General features: G+C 70.6%; 14 protein-coding genes. 6 read left to right on the top strand and 8 right to left on the bottom strand.

Annotated features, from left to right (window positions below):
• Positions 1 to 88: 88 nt before the first annotated feature.
• Positions 89 to 1,699 (top strand): thiamine pyrophosphate-binding protein, encoded by a 1,611-nt coding sequence (locus AB0L53_RS42535; protein ID WP_364007190.1) that lies wholly within the window; start codon positions 89 to 91, stop codon positions 1,697 to 1,699.
• A gap of 58 nt (positions 1,700 to 1,757) precedes the next feature.
• Here AB0L53_RS42535 and AB0L53_RS42530 read toward each other — a convergent pair whose 3' ends face one another.
• The 4 genes from AB0L53_RS42530 to AB0L53_RS42515 form a co-directional block, all read right to left on the bottom strand.
• Positions 1,758 to 4,577 carry a BTAD domain-containing putative transcriptional regulator gene (locus AB0L53_RS42530; protein ID WP_364007187.1) on the bottom strand — a complete coding sequence of 940 codons (2,820 nt, stop codon included), beginning with the start codon at positions 4,575 to 4,577 and terminating at the stop codon, positions 1,758 to 1,760.
• A 139-nt stretch (positions 4,578 to 4,716) separates the two neighbouring features.
• On the bottom strand, positions 4,717 to 5,052 hold the full coding sequence (locus AB0L53_RS42525) for a hypothetical protein (protein ID WP_364007184.1): 336 nt from the start codon (positions 5,050 to 5,052) through the stop codon (positions 4,717 to 4,719).
• A 51-nt stretch (positions 5,053 to 5,103) separates the two neighbouring features.
• The gene (locus AB0L53_RS42520; protein WP_364007181.1) at positions 5,104 to 6,483 is read right to left on the bottom strand and encodes an FAD-dependent monooxygenase; all 1,380 of its coding nucleotides are present in this window, start codon (positions 6,481 to 6,483) and stop codon (positions 5,104 to 5,106) included.
• A gap of 144 nt (positions 6,484 to 6,627) precedes the next feature.
• Positions 6,628 to 9,462 (bottom strand): BTAD domain-containing putative transcriptional regulator, encoded by a 2,835-nt coding sequence (locus AB0L53_RS42515; protein ID WP_364007178.1) that lies wholly within the window; start codon positions 9,460 to 9,462, stop codon positions 6,628 to 6,630.
• 146 nt (positions 9,463 to 9,608) lie between these two features.
• Between AB0L53_RS42515 and AB0L53_RS42510 the strand changes: the two genes are divergently transcribed.
• On the top strand, positions 9,609 to 10,547 hold the full coding sequence (locus AB0L53_RS42510) for a cyclase family protein (protein ID WP_364007175.1): 939 nt from the start codon (positions 9,609 to 9,611) through the stop codon (positions 10,545 to 10,547).
• 36 nt (positions 10,548 to 10,583) lie between these two features.
• On the opposite strand, the gene AB0L53_RS42505 is transcribed toward AB0L53_RS42510, so the two are convergent.
• Positions 10,584 to 11,090 carry a pyridoxamine 5'-phosphate oxidase family protein gene (locus AB0L53_RS42505; protein ID WP_364007172.1) on the bottom strand — a complete coding sequence of 169 codons (507 nt, stop codon included), beginning with the start codon at positions 11,088 to 11,090 and terminating at the stop codon, positions 10,584 to 10,586.
• Between the two features lie 35 nt (positions 11,091 to 11,125).
• On the bottom strand, positions 11,126 to 12,415 hold the full coding sequence (locus AB0L53_RS42500) for an MFS transporter (RefSeq protein WP_364007169.1): 1,290 nt from the start codon (positions 12,413 to 12,415) through the stop codon (positions 11,126 to 11,128).
• Positions 12,416 to 12,461: 46 nt separating this feature from the next.
• Here AB0L53_RS42500 and AB0L53_RS42495 point away from each other — a divergent pair, with 46 nt between their 5' ends.
• The 4 genes from AB0L53_RS42495 to AB0L53_RS42480 all read left to right on the top strand — a co-directional run bounded on the left by AB0L53_RS42495 (position 12,462) and on the right by AB0L53_RS42480 (position 15,956).
• Positions 12,462 to 13,361 (top strand): LysR family transcriptional regulator, encoded by a 900-nt coding sequence (locus tag AB0L53_RS42495; RefSeq protein WP_364007166.1) that lies wholly within the window; start codon positions 12,462 to 12,464, stop codon positions 13,359 to 13,361.
• A 43-nt stretch (positions 13,362 to 13,404) separates the two neighbouring features.
• The gene (locus AB0L53_RS42490; protein ID WP_364007163.1) at positions 13,405 to 14,394 is read left to right on the top strand and encodes an alpha/beta hydrolase fold domain-containing protein; all 990 of its coding nucleotides are present in this window, start codon (positions 13,405 to 13,407) and stop codon (positions 14,392 to 14,394) included.
• A 36-nt stretch (positions 14,395 to 14,430) separates the two neighbouring features.
• The gene (locus AB0L53_RS42485) at positions 14,431 to 15,156 is read left to right on the top strand and encodes a WYL domain-containing protein (protein ID WP_364007160.1); all 726 of its coding nucleotides are present in this window, start codon (positions 14,431 to 14,433) and stop codon (positions 15,154 to 15,156) included.
• Between the two features lie 149 nt (positions 15,157 to 15,305).
• Positions 15,306 to 15,956 (top strand): hypothetical protein, encoded by a 651-nt coding sequence (locus AB0L53_RS42480; protein ID WP_364007157.1) that lies wholly within the window; start codon positions 15,306 to 15,308, stop codon positions 15,954 to 15,956.
• Here the strand turns inward: AB0L53_RS42480 and AB0L53_RS42475 are convergent.
• Positions 15,953 to 18,625 (bottom strand): M48 family metalloprotease, encoded by a 2,673-nt coding sequence (locus AB0L53_RS42475; RefSeq protein ID WP_364007154.1) that lies wholly within the window; start codon positions 18,623 to 18,625, stop codon positions 15,953 to 15,955. The two genes, AB0L53_RS42480 and AB0L53_RS42475, sit on opposite strands and share 4 nt — an antisense overlap.
• Positions 18,622 to 19,137, bottom strand: coding sequence for a hypothetical protein (locus tag AB0L53_RS42470; RefSeq protein WP_364007151.1), 516 nt, complete (start codon positions 19,135 to 19,137; stop codon positions 18,622 to 18,624). The genes AB0L53_RS42475 and AB0L53_RS42470 overlap by 4 nt, the downstream gene beginning before the upstream one ends.
• Between the last annotated feature and the right edge of the window lie 113 nt (positions 19,138 to 19,250).

Raw genomic sequence — 19,250 nt, 5'->3', positions numbered from 1 at the left:
TGGGTAAGCACCCCAAGCGGCCGGACGATCCGCGCCTGCCCCTATCCGACCGAGCTGCCGTACGGCGGGCGTTTCCAGGAGCGTCATCGTGCCCTTCACCGTTGCCGACTACATCCTCAAGCGGCTCAGCCAGCAGCAGGTCGACACTCTGTTCGGCGTGCCCGCCACGTACTGTGCACCGCTGTTCGACGCCGTGGGCGCGCACAACATCGAGCCGGTCGTGACCGCCACCGACCTCGAAGCGGGTTACGCGGCCGACGGCTACGCGCGGACGAAGGGGCTCGGCGCCGTCGCGGTGGCCAACGGTGTCGGCATGCTCAGCATGATCAACGCCATCGCCGGCGCGTACGTCGAGCGCAGTCCGGTCGTCGTCCTGAACGGCGGCCCGAACGCCGCCAACCTGGCCAACCTGAAGGACTTCGACGTCCTGTTCTCACACTCGACCGGCCAGCCGGACGGGGACCTCAACGCCTATCGGCTGGTCACCGCGAGTGCGGCCCGCGCCGAGCGGGCCACCGACGTGCCCGCGCTGGTCGACCACGCGATCTCGACGGCGATCAGGAGGAAGCGGCCCGTCTACATCGAGATCGACCGGACCATCTGGACGGCGCCCTGTACGCCCCCCGCCGGGACACTGTCCGTCACCAACCCGGCGGCGGGCACCGAGCAGCAGCTCGCCACCACGATCGTCGGCCTCATCCGCGCCGCCGCGAAGCCGGTGCTCATGGTGGGCACCGAGATCCAGCGCTACGGGCTGGCTGACAAGGTGGCCGAGCTGATCGCCAAGCTCGGTGTCTTGTGGGTGACCCAGGTGCCGGCCAAGTCGGTGCTTTCCGAGCAGGAAGACGGCTGGGCCGGGGTCTTCGCCCCGCCGAACTCCCAGCCCGCCGCCGTCCAGGAGGCCGACCTCATCGTGATGCTCGGCTGCGTCTTCCCCAGCAGCTACGCCTCGTTCGTCCGCGACGGCACCAACCGCATCGTCATCGCCTACGACGGCAAGGTGAAGATCAAGAACGGGAGCAAGCAGAACGCGGAGATCACCGCCCTGGTGAGCGCACTCGTGGCCGAGGCGGCCAAGGAGGCGCCGGAGCCCCTGCCCGTGGCCGTTGACCCGGCCCCGCCCGCCGCCTCGGGCCCGCTGACCTACGGCCAGGTGTTCGACCGCATCGGCGCCGCCCTGGACACCTCATGGCTCGTGATCCCCGACACCTTCCTCGGCGGCGCCTCAGCCGCGAACCTGCCGGTCAAGGGCCGCGACGGGTTCCTGTGCGGCGCTGTGTGGGCCTCCATCGGCCATTCCGTGGCCGCCGCGGTCGGCGCGTCCTTCGGGTCGAGCCGGCGCCCTCTGGTCATCTGCGGGGACGGCGGCTTCCACATGACCGCCCAGGCACTGTCCACGTTCGCGCGCTACGGCCGCAACCCCGTCGTCGTGGTCATCGACAACGGCATCTATGGCCTGGAGCAGTACCTCATCGACGCGCACTACTTCAGCGATCCCAGCGTGCCGCCGAAGCCCTACGTCCTGCTCAACCAATGGGACTTCGTCAAGCTGGCCAACGGCCTCGGCGTCCGGTCCACCCACTCCGTCGACACTGCGGCGGAGCTCGACCAGGCGCTCGCCACCGTGAAGACATCCAGGGCCCCGGCGCTGATCATCGCGAAGGTCAACCCGCGCGGCCTGCCGGCGCAGTTGCCCTGACCCGCGGGGTGGCTCTCAGCTCTCAGTCCCGCGGCGGCTGGATATGCCGCCGGCCCACCTATGAGCGGATCGTGAGCAGGCTCACCAGGAGGGTGGTCAGATTCGCCAGGGACAGTTCGCGTCCCCGGGCCGTCAGGCGTTCGTACTCGTCCTGCGGGAGGGCTTCGCGTACGGCGGCGGCCTCGCGGGGGCCATCCATCGGGTCCATCAGCTCGGGGGAGAAGCCCACCCGGCGGCCGACCGCCTCCACGCCGCCCATCAGCACGGCTGCCTGCTCGGCCTGTCCGGTCAGTACGAGTGCGTGGGCGGCGGTGTGGATGAGTACAAGCCTGGAGGTGACGTCCTGGTGACGGTCGAGCGCGGTCAGAATGCCGGCGGCGATCTCCAGAGCACGCCGGCCGTCGCCACGATCGCACGCGGTCTTCATGGCGGCCCACGCGGCAGAGCCGGCCGCCCAGTCGTGGCCGCAGGAGTCGGCGGTCGTGATGGCTTCGGCCAGGATCGCGGCAGCGGTCGGAAGATCTCCTAGAACGCGGGCGAGCGTGCCCTGAACCATCAGCGCCTCGGCCACCAGCCAGTCCTCGCCGGCCCGCCGGGCGAGTTCGACCGCGCTGCGGGCGAGCGCCGGAGCGTCGACGGGTAGTCCGGCGAGTACGCCGAAGTGCGTCTGGTAGACCCGTGCGGAAGCCTCGACCACCAGGTCACCGGCCTCCCGTGCCTCCTGCTCCGCCAGCACGACGGACTCGTACGCCTGCGCCGGATTCCCGGCCAGGTAGCTGAGCCCGCTGACGGCGAGCCGGGCCCTCCCCCGGACCGCCGGCTCGGCGTGCGGCGCCGCGGCGAAAGCCTTCGACATCCAGGACAGGCCTTCGGCGATGTGGCCCATGCGGTACCAGAACCAGTACAGGGCTCCGCCTAATCGCAGCGCGTAGTCGCCATCACCGGCGGCCAGCGCGGAAGCGAAGGCGGCGCGGAACTCCGGCTGCTCCCGGGTCAGCCGGCCCAGCAGCACGACAGCCTGAGGGCCGTGGAGCCTGCGCTCGGCGCTCTCCGCCTGGGCCAGGACCCAGGCGCGGTGCCGTTGCTGGGTCCGCGCGAGGTCGTCCAGGTCGAGTTCGCGCAGCGCGTACTGACGCAGCGTCTCCAGCAGCCGGTAGCGGCGTGGAGCGGTCCCGGGCTCGACACCGACCAGCGACTTGCGGACCAGGGCCGACAAAGGAGGCAGCACGGGAGTCTGGCCTCCGACCACGCCCGCGGCGTCGAGGTCGAACCCGGCGGCGAACACGCTCAGCCGGTGGAAGAGCCGCCGTTCCTCGGGTTCGAGCAGCCGGTGGCTCCAGGCGATCGTGGACTCCAGCGCGCGATGCCGGGCGGGCAGGTCGAGAGGGCCGCCGACCAGGACGCTGAAGCGGTTTTCCAAGGCGTCGGCGATCTGGCCGATGGAGAGCATCCGGCATTGCGCGGCGGCCAGTTCGATGGCGAGCGGAATGCCGTCGAGGCCGGCGCAGAGCCCGGGGATCCGGTCGAGGTCGTCCACGTCGGGGGACCACGTGGATAGCGCGGCAGCCCGTTCCCGGAAGAGTTCGGCGCCATCGCCGTCAGGGTCGAGCGGCCGTACCTCGTAGACCGCCTCGCCCTCGACGCCCAGCGCTTCGCGGCTGGTGGACAGCACCCGCAGGCCGCCGCAGCGGCTCAGCAGCACACCAGTCAGGGTGGTGACCTCGTCCAGCAGGTGTTCGCAGTTGTCGAGGACCAGCAGCAGTCGCCGTCCGGCGAGCACGGCCGACAGGTCTTCGGCCGAGGATGCCCCGGGGATGCCGACGGCGGTGCCGATCGTGGCGGGCAGCAGCTCGGGTGAGGTGAGGCCGGCCAGTTCGACCAGCCACGACCCGTCGGTGCTGTCGGTACGGGCTCTGGCCGTCTCCAGCGCGAGGCGGGTCTTGCCCACCCCGCCCGGGCCGGTGAGGGTGACCAGCCGGTACTCGGTCAGCAGATGCTCCACGGCGGCGATGTCGTCCGTACGTCCGAGCAGGCTGGTCAAAGCGAACGGCAGGTTACCGACGGGCGCCGTCGCCGGACGGTTGTCAGAAACGACGGGAGTGGCGCCGCCGGCGGAGCGGGCGGGCGGCGGGTCGAGCCGGGGGTCCTGGGCGAGCACCGCGGATTCCAGGTCGCATAACGCGGGTCCGGGGTCGATGCCCAGCTCGTCAGCGAGCCGTCGCCGTGCCGTGCGCAGCGCCGCGATCGCGTCAACCTGCCGCCCGGACCGGTACAGGGCGAGGACGAGCAGCTCCCAGCCGCGTTCGCGCAGCGGTTGCTCGGCCACCAGGGCCTCCAGCTCGCCGACCGCCGCGGCGTGCCTGCCCAGGTCGATGGTGGCGGCCAGCCGGTCCTCGTACGCCGCCGCACGCAGGTCCTCCAGCCGGGCCGCTTCCGTGAAGGCGAAACCGGCCCCGTCGAAGTCCGCGTAGGCGGGACCACGCCACAGCTCCAGCGCCTCGGTGAGCACTTCCACGGCGGGGCCCGGTCTGCCGCCGTCCAAAACCCGCCGCCCCGCCATGGCGAGCTCGGCGAAGCGCTCGGCGTCCACCGCGGACGGATCCGTCCGTAGCGCGTACCCCGTCCCCTCACGGACCAGCAGCCGGGGCAGAGCGCCGGCCGGGCGTTCCGGCTCCAGGGCCCGGCGCAGCTGGGAGATGTATGCGTGGAGGGTCGTCGGTGAGGAGGGTGGCGAGCCTTCCCACGCCTGGGACGTGATCCGCTCGGCGGAGACCATCCTGCCCCCGGCGATCAGCAGGATCGCAAGGATTGCCCGCTGCCGCAGACCCCCCAGGCCGACCGGCCGTCCCGCCAGCTCGGCCCGGAGAGGACCGAGCACCCCGAACCGCACAATATCGGGAGCGACCCCACCCATCGGCCTCCCTCTCGCACTTTATGAAGATCTCCTGCGAGAGTAATCGAAGGGCTGCGGCCCAGGAAGGGGCGGGAACAGGTGCCTGGTGCGGCTGTGGAGACGGTCAGCTCGAGCAGGTGGCCGTGACCGAGACGTACCGGCGGACGGCGTCTCCGTTCGTGGCCGTCACCGTGAGCATGTCGCGGCTGAAGGCGTCGGAGTCCGTGTCCAGGCTGGTCGAGACCGACACTCCGGTGGCGGCGGTGATCTTGATCGTGCCGGTCAGCATCGTGGGGGCGTACGAAGGGCACATGACCAGGAAAGATCTGGTGGCGCCGGGCTCGACCCAGACCGCGTTGCCCGCGCCGGCCGTCGCCGCCGAGGCCGGAGCCGCGATGGCCGTCAGCCCACCGGCCACGGCGGTCGCCAGGACGATGCCCGCAGTGATGTTCTTGAACATGATGATGTCCTTTCGGGTTTCGGATGCCGAGGCTCAGGATGAGCCGCGACGTCATTGACCGGCCGGGATCTGCTCCCGGGCCGGAAGTCGGAGGTGGGCCGGGCCGCCGCCAGGACGCGGCCGGAGCACACGGGCCAGGACGCCGGGCGACAACAGGAGCTGTGGAGGGGCCTGCAGGTTGGCGACGCTCAGGAAGGCGTGCCCGACCGCCGGGTCCGCTTCCGCGGCCACGTGGAGGCGGGCGATGTAGCGGTTGAGCAGCTTCACGCGCAGCGGGCGTGGCGCTTCGACGGACGGGAACCGCAGATCACCACCGACCGACAGGTCCCAGGGCACGTCGATGATCCGCGCCGCCCGCTCGAAGAAGCGGCGGGCCAGGCCGTCGCGCCGGCCGTCCGCCAAGCACTCACGCAGGGCGACGGCCTCGCAGGCGGCCACCGTCATGCCCTGCCCGTAGCTGGGATTGAACTGGCACAAGGCGTCGCCGAACACCACATAGCCCTCGGGGAAACGGCCCATCCGTTCGTAGCGGCGCCGGATGCTCACGGGAATGCGCATCCGCCGCGGCTCCCCCAGGGGTTCCAGGCGCTCCAGAAGGCGGTGCAGGTCCGGGACCGGAAGCCGGGCGGCGAACCCGTGGTACCCGTCCGGGTCGACGGGTGGGACGTCGTCGCCCATGCCGAACAGGGTGACGAGCCAGCGGTCTCCCTCGCCGCTGAGTGCGACGCCGCCTCTGGGTACCGACGCGCTGTGCCCCACCACCATGGCGATGAAGTCGGCGTCGCCCGGCCGCCGGCGGTACTCACGCGAGACGTACTGCAGCCCGGAGTCGACACGTTCCTCCGGCGCGGGCTCGTATCCCAGCCGGCGTAGCCACTCCGCGCCCCGGTTTCCCCGGCCCACGGCGTTCACCACGAGATCGGCCGCCATGTCCTCGGGCCGGTGCCCCGAACGCTGCAGACGTACTCCGGTGACCGCGCCGTCCCCGCCGGCGATCGGCTCGACCACCTCGCAGCGTTCGTGGATCACCACGCCGGGAAGATCCGCGACGCGGGACCGCAGGTACCGTTCGAGTTCCGGCCGGCTCACCGTCAGGCCGCGCAGCCGCGAAGGCGCGGGGTGCAGCAGCCGGCCGTCGTTGTACCAGCGGACGTCGTCCTGGATGTCGCAGGCGGTGGCGCCCGCGGCGACCAGGTCCGCGGTCAGCCCGGGGAACAGCTCCTCGAGGATCTCGCAGCCCCGGGACAGCAACCCGTGCGCGTGATGCCCCTGTGGCACACCCCGCCGGGGGACACCCTGGGCGGGCAATGCATCGCGGTCGATCACCGTGACCCGGTCGAACGTCTCGCGCAGCACCCGGGCCGCCAGGAGCCCGCCGATCCCCGCTCCCGCGACGACGGCGTGTCCGGTATGGATCATCCGCTTGATCATGATTCACCTCGTTGTCCGGCCGCCCGGACCAGGCGGCGCCGCGTTCACAACAACGAGAGTGGGCCGGCCCGCTTCGAGGCCGGTGGGAACCGGCTTTCCCAGCGACTTCCAAGGCTTCCAAGCCTCAAGGCGTGGAAGGCCCGATCAGCGGATCAACGAGGTGAGCAGGGCGCTCGCATCCCGCCGGGACATCGCGCGCCCGTGGGCCGCATGACGTTCGTACTCCTCCGGCGGAAGTGCCCCGCGTACGGCGGCGGCCTCGCGCGGCCCGTCCAGCGGATCCATCAGCTCCGGGGAGACGCCGGCTCGCTTGCCGATGGCCTCCACGGCCCCCATGAGCACGGCCGCGTGCTCGGCCTGCCCGGTCAGCGCGAGGGCGCGGGCCGCGCTGTGCACCGTCACCAGCCAGAAGGAGATGTCTCCGTAACGATCCATCGTGGCCAGGATGTCCGCCGCGATGGCCAGCGCCCGAGCGCCGTCCCCGCGGTCCGAGGCCGTTTTCATCTCGCACCAGGCTGCCCCGTCCGCCGCCCAGTCGTGGCCACTGGCGCGAGCGGCGCCGATGGCCTTATGGAAGACGCTGTCGGCGCCCGGCAGATCCCCCAGCAGCCGCAGGACCATGCCCTGGATCATGAGCGTTTCTGCCTCCAGCCAGTCCAGGCCGCAGCGCCGGGCCACCTCGACGGCCTCGCGGGCGAGAGCCTCGGCGTCGAGCGCCGCCCCGGTCAGCAGCCCCAGGTAGGCGGCGTACGCGGTCGCGAGCGCCTCCGTCACCGGGTCGCCTGCCTGACGGGCCTCCTCCATCGCCGAACGGGCCGCCTGGTACGCCTGTGGCGGCTGTCCGGCCAGGTAGTGCAGTCCCACGACCGCGAACCGGGCACGCGCCCGGACATCCGCGCCGGCCTGCGGGGCCGCCGCGAACGCCTCGGACAGCCAGGCCAGACCCTCCGCGACATGACCCATGCGGAACCAGAACCAGAACAGCGCGCCGCCCAGCCGTAGCGCGTACTCGCCGTCACCTGCTGCCAGTGACGAGGCGAACGCGGCCCGGAACTCCGCCTGATCGCGGCTCAGCCCGTTCAGCAACGCCGCTCCCTGCGGGCCGCGGAGATGACGTTCGGCGTTCTCGGCCCGGGCCAGGGCCCAGGCGCGGTGGCGTTCCCGCGCCCGGGCCAGCTCGTCGGTGGAGAGCGAGGCCAGGGCGTACTGGCGCAAGGTCTCCAGCATCCGGTAGCGGCGTGGTGCCGTGCCGGTTTCCGCGGTGACCAGCGATTTGCGGACCAACGCCAGCAGCGGCGCCAGGACGGGATCGACTCCTCCCACAGCGGCGGCCGCCTCCAGGTCGAAGCCGGCTTCGAACACGCCGAGCCGATGGAAGAGCCGGCGTTCGGCCGGCTGCAGCAGCTGATCGCTCCAGGCGACCGTGTCCAGTAGCGTGCGATGACGGTCCGGCCGTCCGGCTGATCCGTCCACCAGCAAGGTGAAGCGGTCCGCTACGGCATCGGCTATCTGGGCCACGGACAGCGCCCGGCTCTGCGCGGCGGCGAGTTCGATGGCCAGCGGGATGCCGTCGAGCCGTACGCACAGGGCGGCGATCCTTTCCCTGTCGCCCGGCTCGGCCGCCCAGCCGGGCGAGACGGCTGCCGCACGGCGCAGGAACAGGTCCGCTGCCTCCGTGGCGGCATCCAGCGGCGGTACTTCGTAGACCGTCTCACCCGAGATGCCCAGGGGTTCGCGGCTGGTGCACAGCATCCGTACGGTGCCGCAGCGGGTCAGCAGGGTGTGGACCAGCATGGCGGCGGGGACCAGCAGATGCTCGCAGTTGTCCAGGACGATCAGCATGTCACGGTCGGCGATCATCCCGGCCAGCTGATCGGGGGACGCCGCGGTGGGCAGCCCCAGGGCGGCGGCCATGGTCCCGGTGAGCAGTTCGGGTGCGTGCAGACCTGCCAGTTCCACGAGCCAGGGCCCGTCGGCGTCGGTACGGGCGCGTGCGACCTCCAAGGCCAGGCGGGTCTTGCCGACCCCGCCCGGGCCGGTGAGCGTGACCAGCCGGTGCCCGTCCAGCAGGGACGCGACGGCCGTGAGGTCGCCGCCGCGGCCGACGAAGCTGGACAGCGCGAACGGCAGATTGCCCGAGGGCTGCGCCGGAGCCGCGGCCGAAGGGTATGACATGCGGGTGGGCTCAGCCGGCACCGGGGCCAGCCGCGGGTCCTGGGCGAGTACGGCCGCCTCCAGGTCGCGCAGGCCGCGTCCCGGGTCGATGCCCAGTTCGTCGGCCAGCCTTCTGCGTACCGCTCGAAGGGTGGCGAGCGCGTCGGCCTGCCGTCCAGACCGGTATAAGGCGAGGACGAGCAGCTCCCAGCCGCGCTCCCGCAGTGGTTGCTCGGCGATCACCGCCTCCAGCTCGCCTACGGCGGCGGCATGCTCCCCCGACGCGATGACGGCCGCAAGCCAGTCCTCGCGGATGGTGGCCCGCAGATCCTCCAGCCGGGTCGCGTCGGGCACCGCGAAGGCGGCTCCGCCGAAGTCGGCATAGGCCGGGCCCCGCCACAGCGCGAGCGCCTGTCCGAGCACGTCCGCGGCGAGTCTCGGCTCGCCGCCGTCCAACGCGCGCCGGCCACGAGCGGCCAGATCGGTGAAGCGCTCGGCGTCAACCGCGGCGGGTACCGCCCGAAGGGCGTATCCGGGCCCCTCGCGCACCAGCAACCGGGCCGGGGCGCCGGGCGCTCTTTCCGGCTCCAGCGTCCTGCGCAGATCGGCGACATATCCATGAAGTGTCGTCAGGGAGGGAGGTCGCGAACCCTCCCACACTTCGGTCAGGATCCGCTCCGCCGAGACGCTCCTGCCCCGCGCGATCAGCAGCAGCGCCAGCACGGCCCGCTGGCGAGGTCCGCCAAGCCCTGCCGGGCGACCGCCGACCTCGGCCCGGAGCGGCCCGAGAACACCGAATCTCACGTCCTCGGCCACCACGCTCACCAGCAGACCTCCCGCCGCACCAAACGCGCTGTGAGAATATCTTCCGCATCCTGAAGCGCCGCAAAACTCGCGTGTCGGGCGGCTCCTGCGCTGCCTCGAACCATGTGACCGGAGGGGTTGATGCTGAGATGACGGCAGAGCGACCGATGCCCACACAGGACGACGTGCTCGGGTACTTCAACACGCTGTCGAACTGGGGACGGTGGGGCGACGACGACGAGCTCGGCACCCTGAACCACATCACCGACGACGTCCGGCTGGCGGCGGCTCGGGCCGTGCGCCACGGCAGGAGTGTGTCGTGCGCGTGGGAGGTCGCCGTGCCGGAGGAGATGGAGCGGTCGACGACGACGTGCCCGTGCGCCGCCGACATACCAGGTGCCGAGAACATGCCGCTGCCCGGATTCCGCAACGACCGGCACTGGGGCTATTCGAACGAGCGGCTCGGCATCATGTTCCACGGCAACACCGTCACCCACATCGACTCGCCGTGCCACATCTTCTGGGACGGCACGATGTACAACGGGCGGTCGCACTCGCTGGTCGACGCCGCAACGGGATCGGCGTGGGCGGCCGTCACGGCGGCGGCGAACGGGATCATCACGCGTGGTGTCCTGCTGGACATTGCGCGCGTGCGGGATGTGCCGTGGCTGGAACCGGGTCAGGGTGTGTTTCCCGACGATCTCGAGGAGGCCGAGCGTCGCCAGGGTGTGCGGGTGCGATCCGGCGATGCGGTACTCCTGCGGACCGGCTATGGCCGCGTCCGGCACGAGGCCGGTGCGGCCGGCGGTTTCACGCAGGCCGGCTGGCACGCGTCCTGCCTGCCGTGGCTGCATGAACGGGGAGTGGCGCTGATCGGCGCTGACACCCCCCAGGACGTTCAGCCGTCGGGGTACGAAGACGTGTTGATGCCGGTTCATGCCGTGAGCCTCGTCGCGATGGGTCTGTGGCTGCTCGACAACTGCGACCTGGAGGCGTGCGCGACGACGGCTGCCGAGCTCGGCCAGTGGGACTTCCACCTCGCGGTCGCGCCGGTCCGCTTCGCCGGCACGTCCGGCAGCCCAGTCAACCCGATCGCCACATTCTGACCCCGGTGCTGCGCGAGTCGAGCGACCTCGCGCCGCTCAGCCGCGCTGACGCTCCTCCCGCTGTCGGAGCAGCTCCTCGACCGCGCTCGGCAGGGTCGTCTCGAAGTCGATCAACTTCGCCCAGGTCGGGGTCACGACGATCCGGACCATGCCGTCGTGGTAGAGGGAACGCACCTCCGTCTCCCACTCGACCCGTTGCTCGGGCGTCATCTCATAGGTGCTGGTCGTCTGGAGGTATTCATCCGGGATGCCATCGACGAAGTCCAGCTCGGCCCGACCTCGGATGAGCAAGATCTTGGGCGGGTGCACCTCGGTGTCGATCGTCAGGGCGACCATCGGGTTCTCGCTCAAGGCATGGAGCTTCGGCGCGTTCTTCGGAGTGCACATGACGATCTCCGAGCCGTTCCAGGCAAAGATGATCGGGATGTTGCGGGGTGTGCCGTCCTTGGCGACGTAGGCCAAGCGGGCCACGTCGCGGGCCAGCAGTTCTTGGCTGATCGGCCGGTTCAGAATCTCGGTGATCTCGTACGGTTGCACGGTCATCCCTCTCATTGTGGTTTCTTGGTGGACAGCGCACTTCACGGCGCCGAACTCGTCGGCGAGGCGGCGCGGTACGAGGACAGCTGCCGGCTGGTCCGACGGGGTGACTGAATCGGATCCGACAGCCGCAGACCTGGGCTGAGGGCCGCGGTGACGGCGAGCGCCGCCACGGCCATCAGGCCCATCGCCGCGCCCGCGGGTACGTACTGCGCGATCAGGCCGGCCAGCGTGGCACCGATCGCCTGCATCGCCTTCATGCCACTGACGTGCAGGCCCAGTGCTTGGCCGCGGACGTCCTCGCCGGTCAGCGCGATCAGGCGCTCCTGCAGCAGCAGCGTGGAGGCGAAGCCGACCGAGGCCACCGCCGCGGCGCCGGCCAAGACCGGCGTGCCGAGCGGCAGCGCGAACAGCAGGTACGGGGCCGCGAGCAGGAACCGCAACGGGGTGACGAAAAGCCCTCGCACCCCCGGCGGCACGAACCGCCCGGCCGCCAGATCGCCGAACAGCATCCCCAGCGCCGCCGCCACGAACAATACGGCGGCCGCCCCAGGCGCGTACGGCACGAACAGCGCCTCGCAGCCCACCACCAGCCCGTTGGGCACCCACATCGACAGATAGACGGCCCGGCGGGCACGCGTGGACAGCAGGTGACGATTGACCCGCCAGGTGGCCGCGACGGACGGACGCCCGACCGACCGCGCCGGCCGGGCGCCGAGCCCGCACCACAGCACCAGCGCGGCGACAAAAGCCAGCGCCGCACCGATGGCCAGCGTCATGCGCGGCGACACCACCGCCAGCAGGACGCCACCGACCGCGAACCCGGCGATCTGCATCGCGCCGACCGAGATGTTGAGCACCGAGCGGCCGAGCACGTACCCGTCCGGCGGCACGATGTCGCTGAGCAGCCCGTACCGGACGCCACTGCCGATCGAGTTGACCAGGCCCAGCGCGAGGATGACCGCGAACATCGCCCACAACGGCATGCCCGGCGCGGCCAGCGCCGCACTGGCCGCGCCGCCGGCGAGCGCGGTCAGCGTCAGCGCCGTACGCGGCCGCACCCGGTCGGCCACCGACAGCAGCAGGGTGGCACCCACCAACTCGGCGAACGACGGCCCGAACATGCCCAGCGCCGCCAGCAGCGCCGAGTCCGTACGGGCGTACACCAGCGTGGCGAGCGCCAGCCCGTTCAGCGTGGTCGAGGCCACCTGCGCGCACGAGGCCGCGAACAGCGGCGTGAACTCGGGCGTGCGGAACAGTTCCCGGTACGTGTACATATCGGCGACCCTCCAGGTGATCTCACCGCCGAGTCTGCCCATGAGGTGCCACATGCGTCTAATGCCACTATTGGCGAAAATCCATAGATACCCTTGATGAATGCTCGATATCGTCCGGCTGCGCGTCCTGGCCGCGGTCGCCGCCCACGGCTCGGTCACCGAAGCCGCCAAGGCCCTGCACTACTCGCAGCCTTCGATCAGCCACCACCTGGCGCGACTGGAGACGGCGACCGGCGCCAGGCTCATCCAGCGCGTGGGGCGCGGCATCCGGCTCACCCCCGAAGGAGAACTGCTCGCCCGCCGGGCCACGGAGATCGTCGGCCGGGTCGACGCCGCCGACGCCGAACTGGCCGCCCAGCTCGGGTTGCGCACCGGCCGGGTCCGAATCGTCGCCTTCAGCTCCGCCCTGAGCGTCCTGGTCCCCCCGGCGGCCGTGGCCCTGCGCGAGTCGTACCCGAACATCGAACTGCACCTCGGCGACGCCCATCCCACGGCCGCCCGCCGGATGCTGCGCGAGGGATCGGCTGACCTGGCCATCATGTTCTCGTACGAGGACACGATGCCGGACGACGGCATCCGCTACTCCTACCTGCTCGACGACCCGGTGTACCTGCTCAGCCGCGAGCCCGGGCAGACCCTCACCGACCACCGGGACTCGGCCTGGATCGCCGGGTGCCCGAACTGCCGCGGCGACCTCGTCCGGATCTGCGAGGACGCCGGGTTCACCCCCCGCATCGCCTACAGCAGCGACGACATCCTCGTCCAGCAGGCCTTCGTCGCCGCCGGGCTGGGCGTCACCACCATGCCGGGACTGGCTCTGCGCACCCACCACGCGGACGGAGTCAAGGCCACCGAACTGACCGCCGCGCGGCGCCGGATCCACCTGGCGGCGTTCGGCGAGCCACCCGACCCGCCCGCCACCACCGCATTCATCACCGCCCTGCGCGCCACCCTCGACGAGCGCCCCTCGAAGAAGGCTGTGAGCGACATCACGCGTTGACCGTGACATAAGGGTGTCGCGGCGTGGCGGCACGGTTGGCCGCATGAACGTACCCACCATTCATCTGCTCGGCCTGGATCTCGACGAGTTGGCTGAGACCCGTGCCGTCAATGACCGCATGGAGAAGCTGCTCGACGGCCAGGTGCCGCTGCATGTCCAGGACGACCCCGTGGCGGCTCGTGAGTTTCAGCGCGCGGGCGGAGGCGGGTTTCCCACCCTCGCGACGGTTCCCGAGGCGAGTTGGCGGACCGTGACCACCTCCGACGGCGGCCGGCTCCGGCTCCGGGCCTTTCTCCCTCCGGACGGGCGTGCACCGGAGGGCGTGTTCCTGCACTTTCACGGCGGCGGCGGGGTGATCGGCTCGGCGGACGGGCAGGATCCGCGCCTTCGCGATGTGGCCGCCAACTGCGGTGCGGCGGTGCTCAGCGTCGAGTACCGGCTGGCCCCGGAGCACCCTTACCCTGCGGGCAACGACGACGCCGAGCAGGCGGGGCTCTGGCTGGTGGCGAACGCCGCCGCCGAGTTCGGCACGCGACGGCTGCTCATCGGCGGCGAGTCGGGCGGCGCGCGGCTGGCCGTCACCACGCTTCTGCGGCTGCGTGACCGGCACGGCGTGGCACCCGCCGAGGCGTTCCTGGCCGCACAGCTGTCCTTCGGCGGCTACGACGTGGGGCACGGCACACCCAGCGGCCGCGCGTCGGGCGATCGAAACCGGCTGATCAACAGGCCGATCCAGGAATGGTTCTGGAGCAAGCAGTTTCCGGGGCTGTCGCCCGACAAACGACTCGACCCTGACATCTCACCCCTCTATGGCGACCTGCGTGGTCTGCCGCTCGCGCGGTTCACGGTAGGAACAGCCGATCCCCTGCTTGACGACACGCTGTTCATGGCGGCCCGCTGGGCGGCGGCCGGCAACGCGGCCGAGCTGGTGGTGGCGGAGGAGGGCTGGCACGGGTTCACCTTGCATCCCACGACGCTGGCTCAGCGGGAGTTGGCGGCCCAGGAGGAGTTCCTACGCAGATGTCTGGCCTAACCTGGTACGCGTCCGTGCCTGTGACCCGATGATGCGATGAACCGTACCGAACGCCTCTATGCCCTGGTAGACGAGCTGCGCGCGACCGCGCCCCGGCCGCGCACCGTGGGCTGGCTGGCGGACCGGTTCGGGGTGTCGCGGCGTACCATCCAGCGCGATCTACAGGCGCTGATGGAGGCCAGGGTGCCGGTACGTGCGGAGGCCGGGCCGCGCGGGGGCTGGTTCATCGACCGCGACACCGCTCTGCCGCCGATCAACCTCACCGCCGCGGAGGCGCTGGCGGTGGCCGCGGCGCTGGCCGGGGCAGAGCAGACGACGCCGTTCTCGGCCGCGGGGCCGGCCGCCATGCGCAAGCTGGCGGCCGCCCTGAGCGAGTCCGCCGTGGAGGAAGTGCGCGCCCTGACCGAACGCATCCATGTGCTGCCCGCCCGCACTGCCTCAGGCGTACTTCCGGTGGTTGAGCAGGCGGTGGCCCGCCGGCGGGTTGTCTGGATCCGATACGCCGACTCGGCGGGGCGGGAAAGCGAGCGTGAGGTGGAGCCGGGCGGCCTGCTCACCGCCTCGGGCTCGTGGTATCTGATCGGCTGGTGCCGCAGCCGCCGAGCTGGGCGGGGCTTCCGCCTCGACCGCATCCTCGCCGCCGAACTGCGGGACGAGCCCTGCCCAGCCCGTACGGTGCCATCCTTGGACCACACGCTGGCCGACCGCGTCCGCCGGGCCGAAACGCTACGGACCCTCAGCCGGGGTACGACGCCCTCGTGATCAAAGCCGTCGCCCCATGGCATTTCCTTTTGCGCTCGCCCGCCCGAAGGAGACGGTGATGTTTCGGTAGCGGAGACTATTCGCAGCGTATGCGCGCGTTTATCGTTCGGAGCCTGACGGAAGCGAACAGCCAACAAATGGGGGGCTCCATGTCAGCGCGTTTACGACTGGCCGTGGTGACCATTCTCGCCGTCACATGGATCGGCGGAGGAGGCGCGAACGGAGCTGAGGCGGGGGTGAAAGTCGACGGCCTCCAGGAGGACATCGCGACGGCCGTCTACGCGGTCAATCGATTCTGGTCGGATCACTGGTCGGACTACTTCCCCGGCAGATATTCGCCGCCCCACGTCCTGGGTTCCTACGACGGGCGCAGCCCGAACCGGCCTGCGTGCTCGGGATACAAGGTGCTGCCCTACAACGCCTCCTACTGCACGACCCAGCATTTCATCGCCTGGGACATCAACCTGATGAGGATGAGCTACACCTACGGCGACGGGCTCGTGTACCAGGTCATCTCACACGAATGGAGCCACTCCATCCAGAATCGTATGCCGCCCGGATATCTGGTGCCGCAGGTCGAACTGCAGGCGGACTGCATGGGAGGGGCGGCACTCGCGGGAGCGTCGAGGGACGGCACACTCACGTGGGAGCGGGGCGACAACCGAGAGATCGCGGCGACGCTGCGGGGCCTGTCGGGTGACACGCCGTGGACGAACCCGCGCGATCACGGCAGCGCCACCGAACGGATCAACGCGTTCAACACCGGCGTCCGGTACGGCGTCAGGGCGTGCCTGGCCTAGCTTGTCCGCGGAACGACGCTTGTCTGCGGAACGACGCTCGCCTGCAGATCGACTTGGTGTTCGCCCCCGACGAGCACGCAGTAGTGCAGCACTCTGGTGACTACTTTGGTGACCATGTCCGCGCGACCCCTGTCCAGCCAGATGTATCCGGCCTGGGCCATCGCCCGCAGGGCGGAGTCGTCGGACGAGGCGACATGGTTGATGAGCCCGGCCGCCAGCACGTAGTAGCGCTGGTCGGTGTTGAGCGCGTCGCGCACTCCCGGGCCGGCGAACACGCGCAATGCGTGGCGGCAGGCGTCGAGTTGCGGAACCGAGCCCGGCTTGATCGGCTGGTCGGCCGCCTCCATGACCGCCCGCTGCCAGGTCATGCGCGCCGCGGGGATGGCCCCGACGGTCAGCCGCCAGTTCAGCAGGGCGCCGTAGACGCCGGCCGCCAGGGCGAGGGTTATCACGATCGTCGCGCTCGCCAGGGCTGGGCGGTTGACGTTCCGACGTGGTTCTGACAAGGGCGGTCGTCTCCGGGCTCTGATGAGGCTGCCGCACCCGGCGAGCAGAAGACCGGGGTAGATCGCGTACGCGTACGTGAGCGTGGCGTAGTTGCCGATCGCCACCTGGAGCGGCGTGCCCTGCGCGAAGCAGGCGCCCGCCCGCTCCCATCCGCATTCGGCCACGGCGACATGGCCGAGGATCACCAGGGCCATCGGAACGGCCGCCGTCAGGAGCATGACCCCCGCATGAGCCACGGCCCACGTTCCCGCGCCGCGGCCGCCGACCAGGATCCCGGCCGCCAGCGCGGCCAGCGCCAGCAGGCCCACGGCCACGCCCATGGTCACGTAGACGGCCTCGAGGAACTGGCCCGTACCCGCCTGCCTGCTGGCCGCGGTGAGCATGGGTTGCAGCGCGAAACCGCCGACCGCCATGAGGCAGCAGGCCACGGCGAACGGCAGGGATGCCCGTACGAGGTGGGCGGACAGGCGCTGGAGCGGGACGGGCGCGGCGTCGTCGAGATGAAGCCGCAGACCGCTCCCCGGTGCCGGCCGCGCTCGCGTCCCGGCCGCCACAAGGTAGGCGCAGGCCAGCGCGATGGTGAGCACCAGTGGGGTGTATCTGACCATCGTCACCAGTGTCACCACCAGCAGGTCCCACGTGACACCGGCCTGGACGACGGTGGCGATGCCATAGAACCAGAAACCCAGCCACGGGCCGATCACCACCGCCGACACCGCCACGGCCGCCAGGGTGATCGTCCGGGGGTGGGTGGCGCCGGCCGGCCAAGCCGAGGAGCAGGCCTTGGCCCAGGAAAGGAAGGCCCGGATGATCAGCAGAAGCACGAGACAGTAGGTGAGTCCGATCAGCGGGTTCACGAAGGCGAGGGTCCAGATCCACACCTCCGCGCGGATCATGGCCGCGTACTGGCCGGCGATGACGCCCACCGTGAAGCTGGCCGAGGCCCACCACAGACTCATCCGCGAACCATGTCCCGCGAGCCGCCCGGTGTTCGCCCTCCAGATGGCCACGACAAGGACGCCTGAGATGAGCAGCCCGAACATGAGCCCGGGCATGAAGTAGCGGGCGTCGATCACCCCCTCGGTGTCGAGCTGGGAATAGGAGTGGTAGACGGGTGCGAAACCCAGGCCCGCCAGCGACCCCGCGCTGAACATCTCCCACTGGTCCAGGCGCAGGAGCCTGCCCGGCTCGTTCAGTACGTCCAGGCGATACCGCCGGACGGGATGGCTGCTGAAGAAGCGCAGCGGCCCCGGGTAGCGCCGGGTCGACGAGGCGATCTCGATCGCCGCGTCCATCGTCTCCTGCCGTTCGGCGGTGTCGCCCGCTCTGACGTCCGCGTGGTGCTCGCGGGCGCGAAGCACCGCGGTCCTGGCCAGCCACAACACCAGGGTCATCACCGCCAGCCTGGCGCACTGCGCAAGCAGGCCGCCGGGAATCCAGATCGCCGTGGCGACCAGCGCGGGCACGCAGGCCACCAGCAGGAACGACCACCAGATCGCCACCGTGAAGTGCGCGATACCGACGTCGCGGTTGCGAATGTGCGCCAGTTCGTGCCGCAGGACCGCCTCGGTAACGGCGGGCGTCGTCGCGTGCGCGAGGACCAGCCCCATGCTCAGCACCACCATGTGGCGTCGCGGCAGGCCGAGCGCGCGTCCGGTGACTTCTCCCCTTCCCGGATCCACCAGCAACCGGACGTTCTTGCCGGGAGCCTCCTCCTCGGCGATGGAGGTGAACGTACGTACCAGGTTCGCGTGGGCTTCGCCGTCACTCACCTCCGCGAGGGTCATGAGTCCGCGGCGGAAGGCCCACAACGGGTGAAGCGCGTAGAGCAGCAGGGCGAACAGCGCGGGCACGACGAGCGATCCGATCGGCAGGAGTGCCTCGCCCGCCGTCACTGCCGCGGTGCACTCGCCGTACCTGTCCACGAGCAGGGTCGGTTCGACCGAGCCCACGCCGGAACGCAGCGATGCCAGGCACTCCGCGTGCCGGACGTGCTCGGGCAGATAGGCGACGCGCAGCCGAAGCTCGAACAGGAACAGGGCGAGGTAGAGGGAGCAGGCGATCGTCGCGGTGATCAGGATGAGGAACCGGGACGTCGTCGACGACGGCAGGGTGAACGGATTCAGCCTGCGGCCTGACACCATCTCGCCCGCCGCGGTCACCTCTCGCCCGACAAGTGCCCGAAGGTCGCCTGTCGCAGGCGGAGGGCGGTCGCCTTGTCCACGCCCAGCGCGAGTGCGATCTCCTCGACCGCCTGCGCGGTCTCCTTCACCTGAGCAGGGTCGAGAACGGGAACAACGGTCTCAGAGCCGGCGATCGGCGCCGGGCGCGAAGGGAAGAGTTTGTTCCACACGCTCTTGGAGACCTGTTTCGAGGTACGTTCGACGGCCTGAGTGAGCGTGTTGGTCGCCGCGCCGGTCAGGACGGTCAGGACGATGGGAGTCAGGAGCGTCACCGCGTCCGCGAGCGAGAACCCGAGAAGGTCGTCACCGCCGCCGCGGAAGGCTCGCCGAGGGTTTCTCCGGGTTGCCTGGGCGATCGCCGGAAAGTATTCCGCCTCTTTGGGGGCGGCCTCGGCGACAATGGCGCGAGCGATGTCGTCGAGGCGCCGAACGGACCCGTTCTCCGATTCCAACGCCATATCTGTCCTTAGCGAATGAATGGCCAGAGTCACCGCATGCTAACTTCCGTTCCGACAGGAACACCAGAAAGAAAAGTTCCGGCCACCGTGATACGTGTTGCGCGTCAAGTCCAAAAGTAATTCCGATTCGGGCGGAAATGATGCGC

The organism is Nonomuraea sp. NPDC052129 (genome assembly GCF_040680095.1).
Taxonomy (GTDB): domain Bacteria; phylum Actinomycetota; class Actinomycetes; order Streptosporangiales; family Streptosporangiaceae; genus Nonomuraea.
Note: the sequence above shows the minus strand (reverse complement) of the source record. Positions and strands in the feature narration are given on the sequence as shown.